At 62.2% G+C, this 20,971-nt stretch carries 23 protein-coding genes and 1 pseudogene; 11 read left to right on the top strand and 13 right to left on the bottom strand.

Annotation, left to right across the window (positions count from 1 at the left end):
- The first annotated feature begins 179 nt into the window (after positions 1-179).
- A complete protein-coding gene (locus BLO80_RS07890) occupies positions 180-845 on the top strand; it encodes an FKBP-type peptidyl-prolyl cis-trans isomerase (protein ID WP_092334341.1) in 666 nt (221 codons plus the stop codon).
- Positions 846-903: 58 nt separating this feature from the next.
- Here BLO80_RS07890 and rsd read toward each other — a convergent pair whose 3' ends face one another.
- From rsd to BLO80_RS07860, 7 genes and pseudogenes are all read right to left on the bottom strand, one after another.
- On the bottom strand, positions 904-1,362 hold the full coding sequence (gene rsd / locus BLO80_RS07885) for a sigma D regulator (RefSeq protein WP_092334339.1): 459 nt from the start codon (positions 1,360-1,362) through the stop codon (positions 904-906).
- A gap of 175 nt (positions 1,363-1,537) precedes the next feature.
- Positions 1,538-2,080, bottom strand: coding sequence for a disulfide bond formation protein B (locus tag BLO80_RS07880; protein WP_092334337.1), 543 nt, complete (start codon positions 2,078-2,080; stop codon positions 1,538-1,540).
- Between the two features lie 305 nt (positions 2,081-2,385).
- On the bottom strand, positions 2,386-3,633 hold the full coding sequence (locus BLO80_RS07875) for a heme biosynthesis protein HemY (protein WP_092334335.1): 1,248 nt from the start codon (positions 3,631-3,633) through the stop codon (positions 2,386-2,388).
- Positions 3,630-4,763 (bottom strand): uroporphyrinogen-III C-methyltransferase, encoded by a 1,134-nt coding sequence (locus BLO80_RS30205; RefSeq protein ID WP_256326577.1) that lies wholly within the window; start codon positions 4,761-4,763, stop codon positions 3,630-3,632. Before BLO80_RS30205 ends, BLO80_RS07875 begins: the two co-directional genes overlap by 4 nt.
- A 36-nt stretch (positions 4,764-4,799) precedes the next feature.
- Positions 4,800-5,546 (bottom strand): annotated as a pseudogene (locus tag BLO80_RS30200) (uroporphyrinogen-III synthase); the annotation flags it as partial.
- On the bottom strand, positions 5,543-6,484 hold the full coding sequence (hemC, locus tag BLO80_RS07865; protein ID WP_092334331.1) for a hydroxymethylbilane synthase: 942 nt from the start codon (positions 6,482-6,484) through the stop codon (positions 5,543-5,545). The gene hemC and the pseudogene BLO80_RS30200, both read right to left, overlap by 4 nt.
- 138 nt (positions 6,485-6,622) lie before the next feature.
- Positions 6,623-7,369 carry a LytR/AlgR family response regulator transcription factor gene (locus BLO80_RS07860; protein ID WP_092174826.1) on the bottom strand — a complete coding sequence of 249 codons (747 nt, stop codon included), beginning with the start codon at positions 7,367-7,369 and terminating at the stop codon, positions 6,623-6,625.
- Positions 7,370-7,830: 461 nt separating this feature from the next.
- Between BLO80_RS07860 and argH the strand changes: the two genes are divergently transcribed.
- Positions 7,831-9,225 (top strand): argininosuccinate lyase, encoded by a 1,395-nt coding sequence (gene argH / locus BLO80_RS07855; RefSeq protein WP_060740099.1) that lies wholly within the window; start codon positions 7,831-7,833, stop codon positions 9,223-9,225.
- A 124-nt stretch (positions 9,226-9,349) separates the two neighbouring features.
- On the opposite strand, the gene BLO80_RS07850 is transcribed toward argH, so the two are convergent.
- Positions 9,350-10,009: a glutathione S-transferase family protein gene (locus BLO80_RS07850; protein ID WP_092334329.1), complete on the bottom strand. Its 660-nt coding sequence runs from the start codon at positions 10,007-10,009 to the stop codon at positions 9,350-9,352.
- A gap of 124 nt (positions 10,010-10,133) precedes the next feature.
- On the opposite strand from BLO80_RS07850, the gene BLO80_RS07845 reads away from it, so the two are divergent.
- The 3 genes from BLO80_RS07845 (at position 10,134) to BLO80_RS07835 (ending at position 13,864) form a co-directional block, all read left to right on the top strand.
- Positions 10,134-10,418 carry a hypothetical protein gene (locus BLO80_RS07845; protein ID WP_092340882.1) on the top strand — a complete coding sequence of 95 codons (285 nt, stop codon included), beginning with the start codon at positions 10,134-10,136 and terminating at the stop codon, positions 10,416-10,418.
- Between the two features lie 188 nt (positions 10,419-10,606).
- Positions 10,607-10,855, top strand: a complete 249-nt coding sequence (locus BLO80_RS07840; protein ID WP_060740096.1) for a TIGR02647 family protein — start codon at positions 10,607-10,609, stop codon at positions 10,853-10,855.
- 168 nt (positions 10,856-11,023) lie between these two features.
- A complete protein-coding gene (locus BLO80_RS07835; protein WP_092332802.1) occupies positions 11,024-13,864 on the top strand; it encodes a class I adenylate cyclase in 2,841 nt (946 codons plus the stop codon).
- 13 nt (positions 13,865-13,877) lie between these two features.
- Here BLO80_RS07835 and rnk read toward each other — a convergent pair whose 3' ends face one another.
- The 3 genes from rnk to cyaY form a co-directional block, all read right to left on the bottom strand.
- Entirely contained in the window at positions 13,878-14,288 is a 411-nt protein-coding gene (rnk, locus tag BLO80_RS07830; RefSeq protein ID WP_060740094.1) for a nucleoside diphosphate kinase regulator, read from the bottom strand.
- Between the two features lie 212 nt (positions 14,289-14,500).
- Positions 14,501-14,719: a DUF1289 domain-containing protein gene (locus tag BLO80_RS07825; RefSeq protein WP_092332804.1), complete on the bottom strand. Its 219-nt coding sequence runs from the start codon at positions 14,717-14,719 to the stop codon at positions 14,501-14,503.
- A gap of 4 nt (positions 14,720-14,723) precedes the next feature.
- Positions 14,724-15,056, bottom strand: a complete 333-nt coding sequence (gene cyaY / locus BLO80_RS07820) for an iron donor protein CyaY (RefSeq protein WP_092332806.1) — start codon at positions 15,054-15,056, stop codon at positions 14,724-14,726.
- 185 nt (positions 15,057-15,241) lie between these two features.
- Between cyaY and BLO80_RS07815 the strand changes: the two genes are divergently transcribed.
- The 6 genes from BLO80_RS07815 to BLO80_RS07790 are packed head-to-tail and all read left to right on the top strand — an operon-like array spanning position 15,242 to position 19,843.
- Positions 15,242-15,412, top strand: a complete 171-nt coding sequence (locus BLO80_RS07815; RefSeq protein WP_072406122.1) for an LPS translocon maturation chaperone LptM — start codon at positions 15,242-15,244, stop codon at positions 15,410-15,412.
- A 9-nt stretch (positions 15,413-15,421) separates the two neighbouring features.
- Positions 15,422-16,669, top strand: coding sequence for a diaminopimelate decarboxylase (gene lysA, locus BLO80_RS07810; protein WP_092332808.1), 1,248 nt, complete (start codon positions 15,422-15,424; stop codon positions 16,667-16,669).
- Positions 16,670-16,673: 4 nt separating this feature from the next.
- On the top strand, positions 16,674-17,504 hold the full coding sequence (gene dapF, locus BLO80_RS07805; RefSeq protein WP_060740090.1) for a diaminopimelate epimerase: 831 nt from the start codon (positions 16,674-16,676) through the stop codon (positions 17,502-17,504).
- A 13-nt stretch (positions 17,505-17,517) separates the two neighbouring features.
- A complete protein-coding gene (locus tag BLO80_RS07800; protein WP_092332810.1) occupies positions 17,518-18,240 on the top strand; it encodes a DUF484 family protein in 723 nt (240 codons plus the stop codon).
- 2 nt (positions 18,241-18,242) lie between these two features.
- Entirely contained in the window at positions 18,243-19,142 is a 900-nt protein-coding gene (gene xerC / locus BLO80_RS07795; protein WP_060740088.1) for a tyrosine recombinase XerC, read from the top strand.
- Positions 19,139-19,843 carry an HAD family hydrolase gene (locus BLO80_RS07790; protein WP_092332812.1) on the top strand — a complete coding sequence of 235 codons (705 nt, stop codon included), beginning with the start codon at positions 19,139-19,141 and terminating at the stop codon, positions 19,841-19,843. The genes xerC and BLO80_RS07790 overlap by 4 nt, the downstream gene beginning before the upstream one ends.
- 203 nt (positions 19,844-20,046) lie before the next feature.
- On the opposite strand, the gene sutA is transcribed toward BLO80_RS07790, so the two are convergent.
- Both sutA and BLO80_RS07780 read right to left on the bottom strand, forming a co-directional pair.
- Positions 20,047-20,370, bottom strand: a complete 324-nt coding sequence (gene sutA, locus BLO80_RS07785) for a transcriptional regulator SutA (RefSeq protein ID WP_092204737.1) — start codon at positions 20,368-20,370, stop codon at positions 20,047-20,049.
- Positions 20,371-20,472: 102 nt separating this feature from the next.
- On the bottom strand, positions 20,473-20,898 hold the full coding sequence (locus BLO80_RS07780; RefSeq protein ID WP_003177301.1) for a secondary thiamine-phosphate synthase enzyme YjbQ: 426 nt from the start codon (positions 20,896-20,898) through the stop codon (positions 20,473-20,475).
- Positions 20,899-20,971 lie beyond the last annotated feature (73 nt).

Here is a 20,971-nt window from a genome sequence, read left to right as displayed (position 1 = left end):
GACTGACGTGAGTGCGGCTCATACTAGACCTCTGCTGCAACCGCCGCTAGGGCATGTTGACAGTACACAAGACGTTGCGTTGCAAGGGACGAAAAATCTTCTGCGCCAGTGCCTTGGCAATCCACCTCTACAGATATCGGCACTGGCATAATTCCTCGATTCGAGGCCGGAGAGCACACATGTCGCGTCACCTGTTTTTATTCCTGTGCATGGCTTGCGCCACGGTCCAGGCCGTTGAAAAAACCAGCGCAAACGATGCCCACGATCTGGCTTACAGCCTGGGCGCCAGCCTCGGCGAACGCCTGCGCCAGGACGTGCCGGACTTGCAGATCAAAGCCTTGGTCGAAGGTTTGCAACAGGCCTACCTGGGCAAACCGCTGGCCCTGAAAGATGAACGCATCGAACAGATCCTGGCCGAGCACCAGGCGCAACTGAACGCGCCATCGGCAACGCCGCAGGCCGAAGCCGCATTGAAAACCGAGCAGAAATTTCTTACCGAAGAAAAAAACCGGCCCGGGGTCCAGCAACTGGCTGACGGCATCCTGCTGACCGAAATCAAGCCGGGCCACGGCGCGAAAGCCGGCCCTCACGGCAAGGTCCAGGTGATGTATACCGGTCGATTGCCAGACGGCACCGTATTCGATTCAAACCGCCAGGCACAGTGGTTCAATCTTGACAGTGTGATCGACGGTTGGCGCAGTGCATTGCCGCAAATGCCGGTCGGCGCGAAATGGCGCCTGGTGATTCCGTCGTCCCTGGCCTATGGCGCGGAAGGGGCCGGGGATGTGATCCCGCCCTACACACCATTGGTGTTTGAAATCGAGTTGCTGGGCGCGACGACCTGAAGCCGGCCCAACGAAAAACGGTGCGCAATGCGCACCGTTTCTTCATGACCGCGAACCCTCAGGCCTGGACCGCGGCGTCTTCCTTGTGAGCGTTGTGCAGCACTTCGATCAGGCAGTCTTCCAATTCGAAACGCTCGTGCAGCAAGCCGCCCAGCTCCTTGAATTTTTCCGCTACGCACTTGCCTTCATCGCACAGGTCGTTGAACGCCAGCAGCTTCTCGGTGATGACATCGATGCGCGGGTAGATCGTCTCGGCCAGTTCAAGGCCGCGCTTGTCGTTGAAGGCCTTGGCCTCGCCCGTCAGTTGTTCGTATATCTCGAAATGACCGGCAGACACATAGTCGACCAGCACACCGCAGAAATCCTGCAAGGGTTTGCGGCTTTCGCTCAGGGCTTCAGGCTTGGCGCCAAGATCATCGTAGGCCCGAACCAGTTCATGACGCTCCTGCAGCCAGCGATCGATCAGCAGATGCACTCCACCCCAGCGTTCCTGAGCATTCTGACAACTTTCGAGCATGGTGATTTCTTCCCTTGTGAGTCATGCCCCCTCGCAGCCTGTGCACGCCTGATGACCAGGGACAAGCCAGACACAACATGATCGAGCGGCACAATTCCAATAACACGTGCGGGCCAGATTATGCCCGCACGACAGCGGCTTCAAGGTACGCAGGAGATAAAGTTCATACAAGTGTTTAATCCAGGGCCCGGACCAACTGCGACGTCTCGCCGCTGAGCGGTCGTACCAGAGCACTCCAGGCAAGGCGCAGCAGCAGGTAGGTCATGGCGCTGGACACGGCAAGAAAAAACAACAGGCTCCACTCGGGGATGCTCAGGTCGAACAACGTCCACGTGATATTCGCGCAATCGACAGCGCCGTCGAGGACACGATGCAACGCACACCACCACGACCTTGTCGGGTTGAGCTGTATGGCGCAATCGGATAACGGCTCGAACGAGCGGCCTTGCATCAGGACCTGACGCCACGCCAGGGTCATGCCCCCGGTCGCAAAAACCAACCCTGCGGCGCCATAGAAGAGACTGCCTCGTTGGCCTGGACCGTGTACGCACGCTACGAGGCTGTTCGCCAGGAACAGCATCAGGCACAACCGCTGCAAGACACACAGACTGCAAGGCGTCAGGCCGGCCGAATACTCCAGATAAGTGCTGATGCCCAAAGCCAGGGCGGCGGCGATGGAAGCCATGAGAAACGAGAAGCGTGAGCTGGCCAAAGACATGGCGATTCCGTAACAGAAGAGACAAGCAGTTACGGTAGAGGAAAGCCCTCGGGCCTTTCAAGGCAGCCCCGCGCAGACACTTCACCAGGGGTGTAAGGAATTCCCGACAGGTAGAAGAGGATTCGGCGCGGTCAGCTGTAGGACTTTGCTGAAGGTATGACCAAAGCCCCAAAAACAAACGGGTGTCACCGGTGGGAGCAAGGCTTGCCCGCGATTAAAGACGACGCGGTCTTTCAGAAACCGAGGTGCCTGTTTCGCGAGCAAGCTTCGCTCCCACCCACGCGGGAGCGCCGCAATGACTCATCTCAAGTCGACAAAACCTGAGCCGGAACCGGCAGCGGCGCGGCCAGCAGACGCTCATCCAACAGCCCCAGCCCCTCCTGGAACAACTGGTTGCTGCGCTCGGCATCCCCCAGTTGCGCCAGCAGTCGCGCCAGTTCGGCGCAGGCTTCGGGATTGCGCTGGGCGCGCAAACTGCTTTCCAGATAATCCCGCGCTTTGCCCCACAAGCTGTTCTGCAGGCATAGCCGCCCCAGGGTCAGCAACAGGCTCGGATCGGCCGGGTGGTCCTTGAGCCAGCCTTCGGCCGCTTGCAACTGGCGGCTCGGATCATTGCCGCGAACCAGCCCGTACAGGCGCGCCAGATGGCTGTCATAGTGACGCTTGAGCGCGCCGCGCAGGACCTCTTCGGCTTCGACCTGGGCGCCCAGCTGGCGCAATTGCTCGGCATAGGCCAGCACCAGCGCCGGCTCCTGGCGCTGTGCGGAGGTCAGTTGTTGCCAGGCGCGATTGAGCGATTGCAAACCGACGCTGCCGTCCTCCTCGCGGTGGGCCGCCAGGGTCAGGTTCTCGCCCCAGGCACGTCGCTCCAGTTCAGCCAGCTCGGCCGGTGGCAGGACTTTATCCTTGCGCAGCTCCGGCAACAGCCGGATCACCGCCGACCAATCGCCGCGCTGCTGATGCAGCCGTTGCAATTGGCGCAGGACCTGGGCGTTATGGGGGTGACGCTCATGCATGGCCTGCAGTGTGCTCAATGCGCCATCCGTGTCACCTCGATCCATTTGCAATTGCGCGTGCGTCAGGGCAATGGCCAGTTCCGCCTGGGGCTGACGCTCCAGGGCGCGCTCGAGCAAACTGTCGCTTTGCTCGTAAAGCCCTTGTTCGTTGGCCGCGCGAGCGGCCCCCAGGTAATACAGCAGCGGCTGGCGCTCGGCTTCGGCGGCACGATGCAGATGGCGCTGGGCACTGGCCCAGCGACCTTCGGCCAGGTCCAACTGACCGTGTTCGATCGCCACCTGCACCCGACGGCTGCGGTTGCGCCGCGACCACGGGTTGACCACGCCGCTGGACGTGGTCACCAACCCGATCAGCGCCCTCAGGCCTCGCCACACCAGCCAGAGCACCGCCACCAGGGCCAGGGTGACCCACAGGCCAGCTTCATAACGGAAGTTCTTGTACGCCACCAGCACGTAACCCGAATGCTCGGCAATCGCTACGCCCAGCAAGGCTGCGGCAGCGATGACCACGAACAGAATCACGTAGAGACGCTTCATGGCGTGGCCTCCTGCGCGCCTGGCGCGGGCAGCGGCTTGACCGACTCCTGGGCATTGAGGTTGCGACGCTCAAGGTAGGCCTGAACGCTGCTCAGTGTGCCCGTGAGGTCCGGGGTAACCACCGTCACCGGTTGCCTGGACAACTCACCCACGCGTTCGAGCATGATTTTGCTTTGCGGATTGTCCTGGTTGAAGTTGTTCTTCAACACATCCCGGGCCTCGGTCAGCGCCTGGGTGTATACCGGCGCCTGACCATTGAGGGCGGCCCATTGCGCCTGCTCCAGCGCCAGGCTCAAGGCCAGGCGCACTTGCACCAGGCTTTGTCCGGCCAGCAGCGGACGGACGTTCTCGTCGGCGTTGAAGTCGATGCGGATATAGCGCGAGATCTGGTCCCACCACTGCGCCCACCGGCTGGCCCCATCGCCATCGGCGGTCAGGCCCAGCAGCGACTCTCCACGATCCTTGTACTCGGGTGCCAGTTCGGTCAGTTGCAACACCTGGTCACGCAAGGCGCCCAGTTGCAGGAACAGCCCGGTACGATCCGGTTGTTCGGTGCTGCGCAGCGCAGCGAGGGTCTTGGCCAGTTGCTCGCGGGCGGCGAACGAACCGGGGTCGTTCTGTTCGCGCAGGATTTCGTCAGCGCCCTGGACCAGCGCCTGGGCACTGTCGATGTCTTGCAGGGCGGAAAGACGCAGGCTGGCCAGGCGCAACAGATGCTCGGCCTCCGCCAGGCGCCAATCCTTGCGGCTGGCACCCAGCACGGTTTCCAGGCGCTGGTTCAGGTGCTGCTGATCGCCTTGCAGCTGGGCCACCTGGCGGCGCCGCTCCTCCAGCTCTTCGGCCGGGGGCAATTGCGCCAGGCGCTCGCTCAGGCGTTGCTCGTTGAGCTTGAGGGTCTGGGCCTGGTCGTTCAGCGCCTGGACCTGGGCGGACTGCTGCTGGTTATTGGCTTGCAGGTGACGCACCTGCCACACGCCCCAACCGCCCACGGCGACACCGGCGGCACCGAGCAGCAAGGCAACGATGGCCAGCCCGTTGCCGCGGCGCGGCGCGACAGGGGGCGGGGGTTCAACCGGCGCATCGATCGCTGGCTGGTCTAGATCTTCTTTTGGCAAGGCTGTTTCGCTCACGTATCCATCCTTTGCATTAGAAAACGGCACGGAGTGTTCCCGTAACGCCGCCAGCAAAGCCGCGGCATTGGCGCCACGACAATCCACAACTGTTCGGGCCCCGGCGGCACGCGCCATCTCGGCAACCCTTGGGCTTGGAACAAACAACGGTAACCGCGCCAGGGCCGGCCACGCATCGCCGGCCAGCCGCTGCAGATGCTCCAGGCCCTGCCCACTGCTGACCACCAGTGCGTTCAAGCGTTCCGCTTCGACTATCGCTGGCAACGCCCCTTCACCGTAACTGGGCAAGTGGCGGCGGTACAATTCCAGATAATCGACACTAGCACCTTGCTCGCGCAAACGCTCTGCCAGCAAGCCGCGCCCGCCTTCACCCCGCACGATCAAGACCTTGGGGTCGGGCCGCGAAACAGCCTGGCGCAAGACCAAGTGCTCCAGCAAGGCTTCGCTGTCGTCGCCGTTATCGGGATAAAACACCGTGAGACCGGCATCGGCAAGGATCTGTCCGGTGGCCGCACCCACGCTGAACCAGGGTTGGTCTGGAGGCTGGGGCCAGTATTGGCGCAGCAGCTCGACGCACAGGCGTGCGGCCGGCTTGCTGACCACGATCACGGCAGCGTATTGATCCAGTGCCTGGAATATCGCCCGCCCGGCATCGGACAGCGGGACCGGCTCGATATCCAGTAACGGCAAGCTGCTGCTGTAGACCCCCGCTTCGGCCAGGACAGCCGCCAGCGCCGACGACTCGTCCGCCGGCCGGGTGAGCAACAGCCGCCAACCCGTCACGCGTGGCCGGCCTCGCCGTAGACCGCCTTGAGAATGTCGGCGGCGCCCTGGCTCAACAAGTCTTCAGCCACCCGCACGCCCAACGCCTCGGCATCCTGGCGCGGTGCCCGGGCTTCGGCGCTGAGCAGGCGGCCCCCGTTGGGTTCCCCCACCAGGCCGCGCAACCAGACCTGTTCGCCTTCCAGCACGGCGTAACAGGCAATCGGTACTTGGCAGCCGCCATTGAGGTGTTTGTTCAGCGCGCGTTCGGCGAATACTCGCGTGGCGGTGTCTGCATGGTGCAGCGGCGCCAACAGGGCGTGGATGTCGCTGTCGGCGCTACGGCACTCGATACCCACCGCCCCTTGCCCACCGGCCGGCAGGCTGTCGTCGACGCTGATGGCCGAGGTGATGCGGTCTTCGAAGCCCAGGCGGATCAGGCCGGCGGCGGCAAGGATGATGGCGTCGTACTCACCGGCATCGAGCTTGGCCAGGCGCGTGTTGACATTGCCGCGCAGGAAACGGATTTGCAGGTCCGGACGACGCGTCAGCAATTGGGCCTGACGACGCAGGCTGGACGTGCCGACCACGCTCCCGGCAGGTAAGGCCTCAAGGCTGGCAAAGGTGTTGGAGACGAACGCGTCGCGCGGGTCTTCCCGCTCGCAGATGCAAAACAGGCCCAGGCCTTCGGGAAAGTCCATGGGCACGTCTTTCATCGAATGCACGGCGATGTCGGCTTCGTTGTCCAGCAGCGCGGTTTCCAGCTCTTTGACGAACAGGCCCTTGCCGCCGATTTTCGACAGCGGCGAGTCCAGCAGCTTGTCACCGCGACTGACCATGGGCACCAGGGTCACGATCAGGCCGGGATGGGCCGCTTCCAGGCGGGCTTTGACGTATTCGGCCTGCCAGAGGGCCAAGGCACTTTTACGGGTGGCGATGCGGATCTCGCGAGGGGACATGAATCAATCCGTACTTAAAAGATACGGCAGATAATAACAGCTCAGTCAAAACCGCTTTGATTTGAATCACGACCCCAAGGCCTCCCTGGCCGCCAGATCCTGGAAATGAAACGCATTGAACGCCTTGGACCGCCTGGTTTAAAGCTGCTGCATCATCTTGCGCACGCCGGCCACGTGCCGCCGGCTGACAATCAGCGCGTCGCCATTGAGGCCTTTGAGGAACAGCTGGAAATGCCCAAGGGGGGTGCGTTGCAAACGCTCGATGCGCTCGCGGGCCACAAGGGCGTTGCGGTGGATGCGTACGAAGCGTTCGCCGAACTCGTCTTCAAGGGCCTTGAGGGGTTCGTCCAGCAACACCTCGCCACTCTCATGGCGCAAGGTCACGTATTTATGGTCGGCAATGAAATAGACCACCTGGTTCAAGGGGATCAGCTCGATGCCTTTGCGGGTGCGGGCACTGATGTGGCTGCGTGGGCCACTGCCGCTTTCGGCGGCCGGACGGGTCAGCGCCGCCAGTTGCACGCGGTTGGGTCGCTCGGCCTTGCGCAAGGCTTCGAGCAACGCCTCGGACGTCACCGGTTTGACCAGGTAGCCCACGGCACCGGCCTGCAACACCTCGGGTGGAAAGTCGTCCCGGGTGGTACAGAACACCACGGCGGGCGGCGACTCTCGTTCGCACAACTTCGCCGCCACCTGCAGGCCGTCCAGGCCCGGCATGCGAATGTCGAGCAGCACGATATCCGGCTTGTGGCTGTCAATAAGGGCCAATGCCTCGTCGCCATTGGTGGCGCTCGGCTCCAGGACACTGTAACCCTCGAGCTCGCCAACCATTCGGCTCAGGCGCTCGCGGGCCAGTGGTTCGTCATCAACGATCAGGACATTCATATTGCGCTGGATTCCTGCGTGAGTCTCGCACAAGGATAGCGTAGACAGGGGAAGTGACATCCGTCACCGCGATCCACGCTAAGACTCGTTCGAGGGCCAAAAAGTGCCGCGAGGCGGGTGCCTATCTTTACCAGCGCTTGCCGACCGATGCCTGAGGCCCGTTGTCGCACGGCGTTGCCGTAGGGATTATTAACTGTCGATCTGACCAATATGAGCTCCCCCTTTTTCTATGTGTCCGGTGCGCCATGGATGGAAAAAGCAAAAGTCCTACCGTCCACTGTAGACGGTTGCCACGACGATATTGCTCAATTGAAAAATATCGTTGTGCGAAACCCGGTTGGATCCCGGGTCTCGATCGAAAAAACCTGCCGACCAGTGCCAGCGCCAGTCCGGGCAACCCTGCTATCATCCGCCGCAGCCTTTAACCGCTACTTTCTCCACAGCCGATCACGAGCGAATTCATGAGCACTGACAAGACCAATCAGTCCTGGGGCGGCCGCTTCAGTGAACCCGTCGACGCCTTCGTCGCCCGCTTCACCGCCTCCGTCAACTTTGACCAGCGCCTGTATCGCCACGACATCATGGGTTCGATCGCCCACGCCACCATGCTGGCCAAGGTCGGCGTGCTGACCGATGCCGAGCGCGACAGCATCATCGATGGCCTGAAGACCATCGAGACGGAAATCGAGGCCGGTCAGTTCGACTGGCGCGTCGACCTTGAAGACGTGCACATGAACATCGAAGCACGCCTGACCGACCGCATTGGCGTGACCGGCAAGAAGCTGCACACCGGCCGCAGCCGCAACGACCAGGTCGCCACCGACATCCGCCTGTGGCTGCGGGATGAAATCGACCTGATCCTGGGCGAAATCACGCGCCTGCAAAAAGGCCTGCTGGAACAGGCCGAGCGCGAGGCCGAGAGCATCATGCCGGGCTTCACGCACCTGCAAACCGCTCAACCTGTAACGTTTGGGCATCACATGCTGGCCTGGTTCGAAATGCTCAGCCGCGACTACGAACGCCTGGTGGACTGCCGCAAGCGCACCAACCGCATGCCCCTGGGCAGCGCTGCGCTGGCCGGCACCACGTACCCGATCGATCGTGAATACACCGCGCAGTTGCTGGGCTTCGACGCCGTGGGCGGCAACTCGCTGGATAACGTCTCGGACCGCGATTTCGCCATCGAATTCTGCGCCGCCGCGAGCATCGCGATGATGCACCTGTCGCGCTTCTCCGAAGAGCTGGTGCTGTGGACCAGCGCGCAGTTCCAATTCATCGATTTGCCCGACCGTTTCTGCACCGGCAGCTCGATCATGCCGCAAAAGAAAAACCCCGACGTGCCGGAACTGGTGCGCGGCAAGAGCGGCCGGGTGTTCGGCGCACTGATGGGCCTGTTGACCCTGATGAAAGGCCAGCCGCTGGCCTACAACAAGGATAACCAGGAAGACAAGGAGCCGCTGTTCGACGCCGCCGACACCTTGCGCGACTCGCTGCGGGCCTTCGCCGACATGATCCCGGCCATCAAGCCCAAGCACGCGGTGATGCGCGAAGCGGCCCTGCGCGGCTTCTCCACCGCCACCGACCTGGCCGACTACCTGGTGCGCCGTGGCCTGCCATTCCGTGATTGCCATGAGATTGTCGGCCATGCCGTGAAATACGGCGTGGACACCGGCAAGGACCTGGCGGAAATGAGCCTGGACGAACTGCGCCAGTTCAGCGACCAGATCGAGCAGGACGTGTTTGCCGTGTTGACCCTCGAAGGCTCGGTCAATGCCCGTGACCACATCGGCGGCACCGCGCCGGCGCAAGTCAAGGCAGCGGTTGTGCGCGGCCAGGCGTTACTCGCCAGCCGCTAAAAGCCTCGCGAGCAAGCCCGCTCCCACAATAGATCTCCCGTGCACACAACTCTTGTGAACATTCAGAGATTCAAATGTGGGAGCGAGCTTGCTCGCGATAGCTGACTTTAAATCATCGAAAAACTCACTTCTTGGCAGCAACCATCGCCAAAAACGTCGGCATCTCCGCCTCCCTGTCCGCAGCGATCCGTTGCACGTTCGGGTTCTGCTCCAAGCGCTCCATCAATGCCTTGGCCGCCGGCATGTTCGCCAGCCAATCGATATCGAAGACCTTCCTGCCTACTTGCAAGGTCAGCGCAAGGCTGTAGTAGAAATACAGGTCGGCAATGCTCAGGCTATCGCCCGCCACATAGGGCGAGAATTTGCCGTGCCGGCCGAGCGAGGCGAACCCCAGCAACAATTCGGACTTGGACTTTTCCTTGATGGCATCGGCCACCGTCATGCCGAAAAACGCCTCGCTATAGCAGGCCCGCCCCGGCAGCTCGATGTACAGCTCGATTTCCCGGCACAAGGCCAACACCTGGGCGCGCTCGAACGGTTCGGTCGGCAGCAGGGTTTTACCCGGTTGGGTTTGTTCGATGTATTCGAGGATGACGCTGGTCTCGTTGATAAAACCCTGCTCGGTCTTCAGCACCGGCACCTTGCCGCGCGGGCTGATGGCCAGCGCTTCCGGGGTCTGGTTGCCAAAGAACGGAACCTCTTCGAAGGGCACGCCCTTCTCCAACAATGCCAGCTTGACCATGTTGTAATAATTACTGACAGAGAAACCATAAAGCTTGAGCATTACAAAGCCTCCAGGCCGTGCGGGGTTGGCAGCCTTGCGTTATAGACCGTCGAGGGGGTTCTTGCCAGGCGCATCACGCCGCTGAATGCAGGTAAACTGGCGGCCTTTCCTACAGGAGCCTGCCATGAGCGAGCCAACCGATATCGACAGCGACGAAGAAGAATTCGTCGAGGACACGCTGATCGAAGCCATCGAAAACCAGATCGAAAGCGACAACCCGCCAGCGGCCAAGGCCACGTTCAACAAGCTGACCCTGGTCGGTTACGAGCGCGAAGAAATCCTCAACCTCATGGCTCATGTACTGGCGTATGAGATCGACGCCATTCTCGAAGAAGACCGTCCGTTCGACACCCAATGGTACGAAGCGGCGCTGCGCGCCCTCCCCGAGTTGCCGCCGGAAAAGAAATGAACCGTGAGGCAAAGTTGCCCCTGTGGCGAGGGGATTTATCCCCTCGCCACAGGGGGCTCCGCCTGGTAGTACAGCGGTGCTCCGTCCCCTAAAACGAAAAAACCACTACTCTGATACTGGACAGCCCGGCCGAGTGCGCTCACCTTAGTGACGCTGTCGTCCAAATTCCTAGAAAGTCTGGAGTCCTTATGTCGCTTACCCCTGAGTTGGTTGCCGAACTGGAAATCCTTGCACTCTTCAACCTGGACAGTTCCCAGGAAGGCCTGAAAATTCATCAGACCGCTGCCCCTAAAGCGATTGCCGCTGCCCAACGCTTGTACGAGAAAGACCTGATCACCCAGCCCGACGGTGGTTACCTGACCAGCCTGGGACGGGATGCCGCCCAAAATGTCCAAACCGTCCTGACGATACTCAGCGTTCAACAAGAAGCCGCCTGATCCTCCTGCCGCCCACGGAAATCTCCTCTACGGGATTTCCGCAGGCGCACTGTCGCCCGGCATAAAGAACCGGCATTAAAAATCCTGTTTTCAGCTTAAGTATTCCCGAGATCGGGCGCTAACCTGCCATCACCCCACGTTCGACGCCGCGAGCCGGTTTGAGCAGACATGACCCGCAACCATGAAATCCGCCCCGATCTGGACGAGGGAATCGACCGCAAGGTCCTGAGCCAGTTGCGCGCACGTTTTCTCAAGCTCAACACCGTGCGGCTGGAGCGCGCCGTCGAAGGCCTGTCGCCCCGCCAGCAAGGCGTACTGACGCTGCTGCCACTGTTTTTCCACGTCAACCATCCGCTGCTGCCCGGCTACGTCTCCGGCAGCACGCCCGCCGGGCTGTCGAACTACGAGCCTGACGCCAACGTCCTTGCCGAAGCCCAACGGCTGACCCGTTCGTTTTCCTACAAGCCCCGGCACGGCAGCAACCCGCCGCGGCCGATCCTTGGCCTGTTCCTGATGGGCAGCCTCGGCACCCTGGCCCAGGCCGACCAGAGCGACATGGACGTGTGGGTGTGCCACGGACCGGACCTGAGCGACGATGAACTGGCCGAGCTGCGCAAGAAATGCCAGCTGCTGGAGACCTGGGCCGCGACCCAGGGCGCCGAAGCCCACTTTTTCCTGATCGACCCGGAGCGTTTCGTGCGGGGCGAGCGGGACAACCAGCTCAGTTCCGACGATTGCGGTACCACCCAGCATTACCTGCTGCTGGACGAGTTTTACCGCACCGCGATCTGGCTGGCCGGGCGCACGCCGATCTGGTGGCTGGTGCCGGTCTATGAAGAAGAGAACTACGAGCAGTACACCCATACGCTGATGTCCAAGCGCTTCATTCGCGCGGATGAAACCCTGGACCTGGGACACCTGGCCTACATTCCGCCGGGCGAATTCGTCGGCGCCGGGCTCTGGCAGCTGTTCAAGGGTATCGAATCGCCCTACAAGTCCGTGCTCAAGCTGCTGCTGACCGAGGTCTATGCCAGCGAACACCCGAACGTGCGCTGCCTGAGCCTGCGCTTCAAACAGGCCGTATTCGCCAATCGCCTGGACCTGGAAGAGCTGGACCCGTACATGCTGGTTTACCGCCGCATCGAGGAATACCTCAATGCCCGTGGCGAACCCGAACGCCTGGAGTTGATCCGCCGCGCGCTGTACCTGAAGGTCAATCGCAAACTCACCGGCCAGGCGCGCAGCAGTGGCTGGCAACGAGTACTGCTCGAGCGACTGGCCCGGGAATGGGGCTGGGACCAGCGTCAACTGGCATTGCTGGACAGCCGCAGCCAGTGGAAAGTCCGCCAGGTCAGCCACGAGCGGCGCGCACTGGTCAACGAACTCACCCACAGCTACCGCTTCCTGACCCAGTTCGCCCGCACCGAGAAAACCGTCAGCCTGATCAACAAGCGCGATCTCAACGTGCTTGGCCGGCGCTTGTATGCCGCCTTCGAGCGCAAGGCCGACAAGGTCGAGTTCATCAACCCCGGTATCGCGCCGGACCTGGCCGAAGACACCCTGACGCTGGTCCAGTCACCCAACAAGAAGGAACCGGGGCAGAACCAGTGGGGCCTGTACAACGGCAGCCTCAACGCCCTGGAGTGGGAGAACTTCGCGCCGATCAAGCGTTGCCGCGAGTTGCTGGAGCTGTTGACCTGGTGTCATCGCAACGGCGTGATCGACAGCAGCACGCGCCTGGCGCTGCACCCAGGTGACAGTGACCTGAGCGAATTCGAACTGTTCAACCTGCTGGGCAGCCTGCAACAGTCCATCGCCCTGCCCCTGGTCACGGTGGACGAAGCGCAGTTGCTGCGCGCCAGCGTGCCCAGCGAAGTGCTGATCCTGGTGAACGTCGGCGTCGACCCGCTCAAGCACCATCGCGACCTGAATATCCTGATGACCACCGAGCGTACCGACTCCCTGAGCTATGCCGGGGTCCGGGAAAACCTGGTACTGACCCTCGACCAGATCACGCTCAACAGTTGGAATGAAGTGCTGGTCAACCGTTTCGATGGCGAACACGCCCTGCTCGACTGCCTGCGCGACTACCTCAACGACCTGCCCGTCACCCAGCGCCAACCGCGCTTGCAGGTGCGCTGCTTCTGTCACAACCGCGCCCAATTCATTGCGCGGCGTGTCGAGGAAGTCATCGAAACGGCGCAGACCCTGCTGTTGAGCAGGCTCAATCACCGCTACCTGCTTCAGGTCCAGCAGCATTACCACGTGCTGGAACTGGTGCCCGGCCAGGTCAATCACGTGGCCCTGGGCAGCTTGTCGGCGCTGATGGATTACCTGGGCGAGGAACTGACGGCCTACAGCCCCTTGCACCTGGACCCGATGGCCCTGGAAGACCACGACCTGGCGCTGATCCTGCCCATGGGCCAGCCCGAGTGCATCCAGGTGTTCTACCGGACCAGCGAGGACGAAGCCGATCTGTACGTGCTCGATGAATTCAACGCGCTGTGGCAACAACACGTGCCCTATCACGACGAGCAAAGCCTGCTGGTGCCGCTGCAGCGCTTTCTGCAATCGGTGCTGTACCGTCGCGACGCCCTGCTGCCGCTGGACGCCGCCCAGCCGCTGACCCTGGAAACCCTGTACTACCAGCTGCTGCCTTCAGGTGGCCGGGCGCGCCGGATCGAAGCACGGCAAGCCCCACAGACACCGGTCGACAAGCCGTTCTATGACGTGCAGGCGATCATCGGCAAAGCGGCGCACGGGCAGGTGCACGTCACCCTGTACTGCGATCAGCAGGAGTTTTCCGAACTGGAACATGGCGACCAACTGTTCCGCGTGGTCGCCAGGGAGATCGTCGAACAGCGCCGCGAAGCCCAGCGCTATCGCTGCTACATCACCGACCTGGATCTCTCGGGGCTGGTGGGCGACGGGGCCTGCTCAACCAATTTGTACCTGCGCTACAAGGCCGACCTGGAACGCGCCCTGAACGAGGCGCTGGCCCTGGTCTGAAGCCCCCGGGCACTCAGAGGTGGAAATCGCCGCCTGCTTCGGGCTGGTATTCGACGTCCAGCAAGGTCAGCTTCAACGTCTTGCCGCCCGGGGCCGGCCAGTCGATGTGCTGGCCGACCTTCAGGCCCAGCAAGGCACTGCCCACCGGTGCCAGGATCGAGATCCGGCCTTCGTCGGCATTGGCGTCCTGTGGATAAACCAACGTCAGGTGATAGTCCTTGCCGCTGCTTTCTTCGCGGCAGTGCACACGCGAGTTCATGGTCACGACATCGGCAGGCACTTCTTCGTGGCCCACCACGTTCTCGGCGCGATCCAGTTCGGTTTGCAACGCAATCACGCCTGGCAGCGTTTCATCAAGACTGTCGATCAGGCGTTCCAGACGCTGTACGTCCAGGCGGGTAAGGGTGATGGAAGGTGCGGTCATGATCCAGGCAGACTCCTTTCTTCTGCACAAAAAAAGCAAAACCCCGCCACAAAAAGGCGGGGTTTTCACGGGCCTCGACGAATTGAGGCGTAACCGGACACTATCACAGCTCAATAAATAAACAAGACGGGCGGGGTCTAGCCGTACCAATGGGGCGCTCACGAACAAACGAATGTGAGCGCCCTCGCCACAAAAGCTTCCAAGGCCAATGGTTACCTCAGAGATTTGCGCTTGAGCGCCTCGGCACAGATGACCCGCCGGCGCTCATCATTGGCCGAGCGCCATTCGCGGATATCTTCCACATGGCGGAAACAGCCGAGGCAGACCTTCTGTTCATCCAGCTTGCACACGCTGGTGCACGGCGACGGCACGGCGGGGCTGACGTTGCTGTAGAGCGGCTTGGGGGGCCGTGGCGGGGCGGTCTGGCTCACGCCGTCACAGGCCTTCGAACTCGAGTTCCACGCCCGCCTGCTGCTTGACGATGCGCTCGAGCATCTCACCCAGTTGCTCTTCGCTCTTGTCACACATCCAGCGCTCGCTTTCCTCGTCGTAGTCGAAATGAAAGCCACCGGAGACCGCCGCCAGCCACAACTGCCGCAACGGCTCCTGGCGACTGAAGATCAGTTGGCTGCCGTTTTCGAACTTGACGGTGAGTACACCGGCGGAGATTTCCAGATCGATGTCCAGGTCACTGTCATCGAACACATCTTCCAGCGTTTGCTGGGTCGCATCGACCAGATCGTGGAAACGGGCTTCACTCAAACTCATTTGCGGCAACCTCGAAAATGTCTGCTCATGCTCAAGCGCCGCAAGATACGGACGCCGCCCGGCGATTGCAAAGGATATACCGATCAACGACAACAGTGCCGCCGGACGGGCGCCCCGTTGCATAGGCAAGCTGACGGGTGGCCGGTATACTCCGGCGCAATTAATGCATTTTCAAGGATTTCGCCATGAAGCGCCTGATCTCTTCCCTTGCTGCGCTCGTCGCGGTTGCCTGCCTCGTGACTGCCTGTGGTCAAAAAGGTCCGCTGTACCTGCCTGATGACAGCAAGTCCCCTGAAGAACAGGCCAAGTCGTCGCAATCCAAGACACACTCGCACGACACCCATACCACCTACTAAGGGAACGCCATGGACGCTTTTAACTACCGTGGCGGGGAGCTGTTCGCGGAAGGGATCGCCCTGTCCGCGATCGCCGAACGTTTCGGCACGCCGACCTATGTCTATTCCCGGGCCCACATCGAAGCCCAGTACCGGACGTTCGCCGATGCGCTCGACGGCATGCCGCACCTGGTGTGTTTCGCCGTCAAGGCCAACTCCAACCTGGGCGTGCTCAATGTCCTGGCGCGCCTGGGTGCCGGTTTCGACATCGTCTCCGGTGGCGAGCTCGAGCGTGTGCTGGCCGCCGGTGGCAGCGCCGACAAGATCGTGTTCTCCGGCGTCGGCAAGACCCGCGAAGACATGCGCCGTGCCCTGGAAGTCGGCGTGCACTGCTTCAACATCGAATCCACCGATGAGCTGGAGCGCCTGCAGGTCGTCGCCGCCGAGCTGGGCGTTCGCGCGCCGGTTTCCCTGCGCGTGAACCCGGACGTCGACGCGGGCACCCACCCGTACATTTCCACCGGCCTCAAGGAAAACAAGTTCGGCATCGCCATTGCCGACGCCGAGGACGTGTACGTACGCGCCGCCCAACTGCCAAACCTGGAAGTGCTGGGTGTCGATTGCCACATCGGCTCGCAACTGACCACCCTCGAACCGTTCATCGATGCCCTCGACCGCCTGCTGGCGCTGGTCGACCGCCTCGGCGACTGCGGCATCTACCTGCGCCACATCGACCTGGGTGGCGGTGTCGGCGTGCGCTATCGCGATGAAGAGCCCCCCCTGGTGGCCGACTACATCAAGACGGTGCGCGAGCGCCTCGAAGGCCGTGACCTGGCGCTGATGTTCGAGCCCGGTCGCTATATCGTGGCCAATGCCGGCGTGCTGCTGACCCAGGTCGAATACCTCAAGCACACCGAGCACAAGGATTTCGCCATCGTCGATGCGGCGATGAACGACCTGATCCGCCCGGCGCTGTACCAGGCGTGGATGGACGTCACCGCCGTGCGCCCTCGCGACACCGCGGCCCGCCCCTACGACATCGTCGGGCCGATCTGCGAAACCGGTGACTTCCTGGCCAAGGGCCGGGAGCTGGCGCTGGAAGAAGGCGACTTGCTGGCCGTGCATTCGGCCGGTGCCTACGGGTTTGTCATGAGTTCCAACTACAACACCCGCGGCCGTTGCGCCGAGGTGCTGGTGGACGGTGATCAGGCATTCGAAGTGCGTCGCCGCGAGACGGTAGCCGAGTTGTTTGCCGGCGAAAGCCTGCTGCCGGAGTAAAACCATGCTGCTGCGTTTTACCAAGATGCACGGCCTGGGCAATGACTTCATGGTCCTCGACCTGGTCAGCCAGCACGCGCATATCCTGCCCAAGCATGCCAAGCAATGGGGAGACCGGCACACCGGTATCGGTTTCGACCAGTTGCTGATCGTCGAGGCGCCCAACAACCCGGACGTGGATTTCCGTTATCGGATCTTCAACGCCGACGGTTCGGAAGTGGAGCAATGCGGCAACGGCGCGCGCTGCTTCGCCCGCTTCGTGCTGGACAAGCGCCTGACCGCCAAGCGGCAGATCCGCGTCGAGACCAAGAGCGGCATCATCGAACTGGATGTGCGCAGCGACGGCCAGATCGGCGTCAACATGGGCGCTCCGCGCCTGGTACCGGCGGACATTCCATTCGAAGCGCCGGCCCAGGCCCTGAGCTATCCATTGGAAGTCGATGGCAACACGGTGGAATTGGCGGCGGTCTCCATGGGCAACCCCCATGCCGTGCTGCGAGTGGCCGATATCAACAGTGCCCCGGTGCATGAGCTGGGGCCGAAAATCGAACACCATCCGCGCTTCCCCGCGCGGGTGAATGTCGGTTTCCTGCAAGTCATCGACCGTCACCGCGCACAATTGCGCGTCTGGGAACGCGGTGCCGGGGAAACCCAGGCCTGCGGTACCGGCGCCTGTGCCGCTGCCGTCGCTGCGATCAGCCAGGGGTGGATGGATTCGCCATTGTTGATCGACCTGCCCGGCGGGCGCCTGTCCATCGAATGGGCAGGCCCTGGCCAACCGGTGATGATGACCGGCCCGGCAGTGCGCGTATACGAAGGACAAGTTCGTCTTTGAGTGAGCCAAACCCATGACCGATCAGCCGCAGGTTCCAGCCCCACAGCCCGACGAATCGCCCAGCCTTCCAGACGTCGCGGCCGTGACCGCTTACCTGGAGGCCCATCCGGACTTCTTCGTCGAGCATGAAGAACTGCTTGCGACGATGCGCATTCCCCACCGGCGCGGCGACACCGTGTCGCTGGTGGAGCACCAGATGAAAATCCTGCGCGAGCGCAACATCGAAATGCGCCATCGTCTTTCGCACTTGATGGACGTGGCCCGGGACAACGACCGGCTCTTCGACAAGACCCGTCGGCTGATCCTGGCCCTGATGGACGCCAGCACCCTCGAAGACCTGGTCATGAGCGTCGAAGACAGCCTGCGCCAGGATTTCCAGGTGCCCTTTGTCAGCCTGATCCTGTTTGGCGACAACGCCATGCCGGTGGGCCGCTGGGTGACCCACGCCGAAGCGCAGACGGCCATCGGCGGCCTGCTCACGGAAAACAAAAGCGTCAGCGGCAGCCTGCGCGAACATGAGTTGGACTTCCTGTTCGGCGAAGAACAGCGCAAGCAGATCGGCTCCACCGCCGTCGTCGCCATCGCCCACCAGGGCGTGCACGGCGTACTGGCCATCGCCAGCCGCGATCCGCAGCACTACAAGAGTTCGGTGGGCACGCTGTTCTTGAGCTACATCGCCGAAGTCACCGGCCGGGTGCTGCCAAGAGTCGCCGGTTCGCTGCGCTCGGTACGCTGATGATGGAGCGGCAACTGGACGCCTACTGCGAACACCTGCGCAGTGAGCGTCAGGTGTCGCCCCATACGTTATTGGCCTATCGCCGCGACCTGGAAAAAGTGCTGGGCTGGTGCCAGAAGCAGAACATCGGCAGTTGGTCGGCCCTGGACATCCAGCGCTTGCGCAGCCTGATCGCCCGCCTGCATCAACAGGGACAGTCCTCCCGCAGCCTGGCGCGACTGTTGTCGGCGGTGCGTGGCCTGTATCACTACCTCAATCGCGAAGGCCTGTGCGATCACGATCCGGCCACCGGCCTGGCACCGCCCAAGGGCGAACGCCGGCTGCCGAAGACCCTCGACACCGACCGCGCCCTGCAATTGCTTGAAGGCGCCGTCGAAGATGACTTCCTGGCCCGCCGCGACCAGGCGATTCTCGAGCTGTTCTATTCGTCCGGCCTTCGGCTTTCAGAGCTGACGGGGCTTAACCTGGATCAACTGGACCTGGCCGACGGCATGGTCCAGGTGCTCGGCAAGGGCAGCAAGACCCGCCTGCTGCCCGTCGGCCGCAAGGCCCGTGAAGCCTTGGAACTGTGGTTGCCCCTGCGGGCCCTGGCCAACCCCGCCGATGACGCGGTATTCGTCAGCCAACGCGGTCGGCGCCTCGGCCCGCGGGCGATTCAGTTACGGGTCAAGGCCGCCGGCGAACGCGAGCTGGGGCAGAACCTGCACCCACACATGCTCAGGCACTCCTTCGCCAGCCATCTGCTGGAATCCTCCCAGGACCTGCGCGCCGTTCAAGAGCTGCTGGGCCACTCGGACATCAAGACGACACAGATCTACACCCACCTGGACTTCCAGCACCTGGCGACGGTCTATGACAGTGCCCACCCCAGGGCCAAACGCATCAAGGGCGACGAATCATGACCATCGAACTCATCACTTTCGACCTGGACGACACCCTGTGGGACACCGCCCCGGTGATCGCCAGCGCCGAAGCCATACTCCGCCAATGGCTGACCGACAACGCACCGAACCTGGGCGGGCTGCCGGTGGAGCAGCTTTTTTCGATTCGCGAGCAAGTGTTGCGCGAAGAACCCAACCTCAAGCATCGCATCAGTGCGTTGCGCCGGCGGGTGCTGTTCCGTGCCTTGCAGGAAGCCGGCTACGACCAGTGGCAAGCCTCTGAACTGGCGGACCAGGCCTTCGAGACGTTCCTGCACGCCCGTCATCAGCTGGAGATTTTTCCCGACGTGCAGCCCACCCTGGAAATCCTGGCCAATCATTTCGCCCTCGGCGTGGTCACCAATGGCAACGCCGACGTGCGACGCCTGGGGCTGGCGGACTACTTCAAGTTCGCCTTGTGCGCCGAAGACATCGGCATCGCCAAGCCTGACGCCCGGTTGTTCCACGAAGCCCTGCAGCGCGGCGGCGCCACGGCACAGACCGCCGTGCACGTTGGCGATCACCCGGGCGACGACATCGCCGGCGCCCAACAGGCCGGCCTGCGCGCGGTGTGGTTCAACCCGGCAGGCAAACCCTGGAATGCCGATCATGTACCGGACGCGGAAATTCGCAGCCTGACCGAACTGCCGGGGCTGCTGGCTGGGTGGCATAGCCAACCCTGAACCCTGCTTCACAGCCGCCAAAGCCCCTGTGGGAGCGAGCTTGCTCGCGATGACGGCGGCACAGCCAACTCAATGCCAACAGACCCACCGCTATCGCGAGCAAGCTCGCTCCCACAGGAACTGGGCCTGGCCCGGCATAGAATCGCGCCCATGAAAAAGCCCGCAGCGACGGCGGGCTTTTTCAGCAAGCAAGAAGCCGATATTCAGATAGGGCGACTGCCGTACTTGTTGTCAGGCTTCTTGGGCGGATCAGCGACCACATTGGCTTCCACTTCCTGCACCTTACCGCCCCTGGCCAGGAACTCCTCCATGGCCTTGGCGAGCGCATCACGCTCCTTGTTCTTGGCCTCTACGCTCGGCAACTCGTCGACCGACACCGCGGCCTTGGCCTTGCCCTTGGCGGTAGGTGCCGGAACATCGGCCCCATCGTCGTCGGCAACGTCCTCAGCCACCGCTTCAAGGCCTTCTTCGGTCTCGTCTTCGTCGCCTACTTCAAGGTCGTCGTTTTCCAGATCATCGTCGCTCATGTTCTACCTCATGACTTGCGAAAAGCAGATTAGTTATAGCCCAGCTTCGCCATCTGTTCGAAGGCTGCCGGAAAAAATTCAACATCCGCTGGCAATCAGCGGTTATGCCCCTTCACCGTACAAGGTGGCGAGGACCTTACGAGCACCGCCATGATCACGGTGCTCGCCCAGATAAACACCTTGCCAGGTACCCAATGCCAGCCGTCCCGCCGTAACCGGCAGGCTGAGCTGGCAACCGAGCACACTGGCCTTGAAGTGCGCCGGGAGGTCGTCCAGGCCTTCGTCGTTGTGCTCATAACCGGCGGTTCCTTGTGGGATCAGCCGATTGAAAAATCGTTCGAAGTCTCGACGTACCGCCGGATCGGCGTTCTCGTTGATGGTCAACGAGGCCGAGGTATGCTGCAGCCACAGATGCAACAGACCGACACGACACGCCTGGAGTTCAGGCAGGCCGGCCAGCAACTCGTCCGTCACCAGATGAAAGCCCCGGGGCCTTGCCCGCAGGGTTATCAGCGTCTGTTGCCACATACAGATCTCCGCACGTTCGGCGCGCATTCTAGCGCGCTCTGGGAAAAAACAAAGGCCCTAATACTCTTGCTTC

This window comes from Pseudomonas sp. NFACC56-3 (assembly GCF_900100025.1).
Lineage (GTDB): Bacteria > Pseudomonadota > Gammaproteobacteria > Pseudomonadales > Pseudomonadaceae > Aquipseudomonas > Aquipseudomonas fluorescens_AA.
The sequence above is the reverse complement of the archived record's forward strand: the minus strand, read 5'-3'. Positions and strand labels throughout refer to the sequence as shown.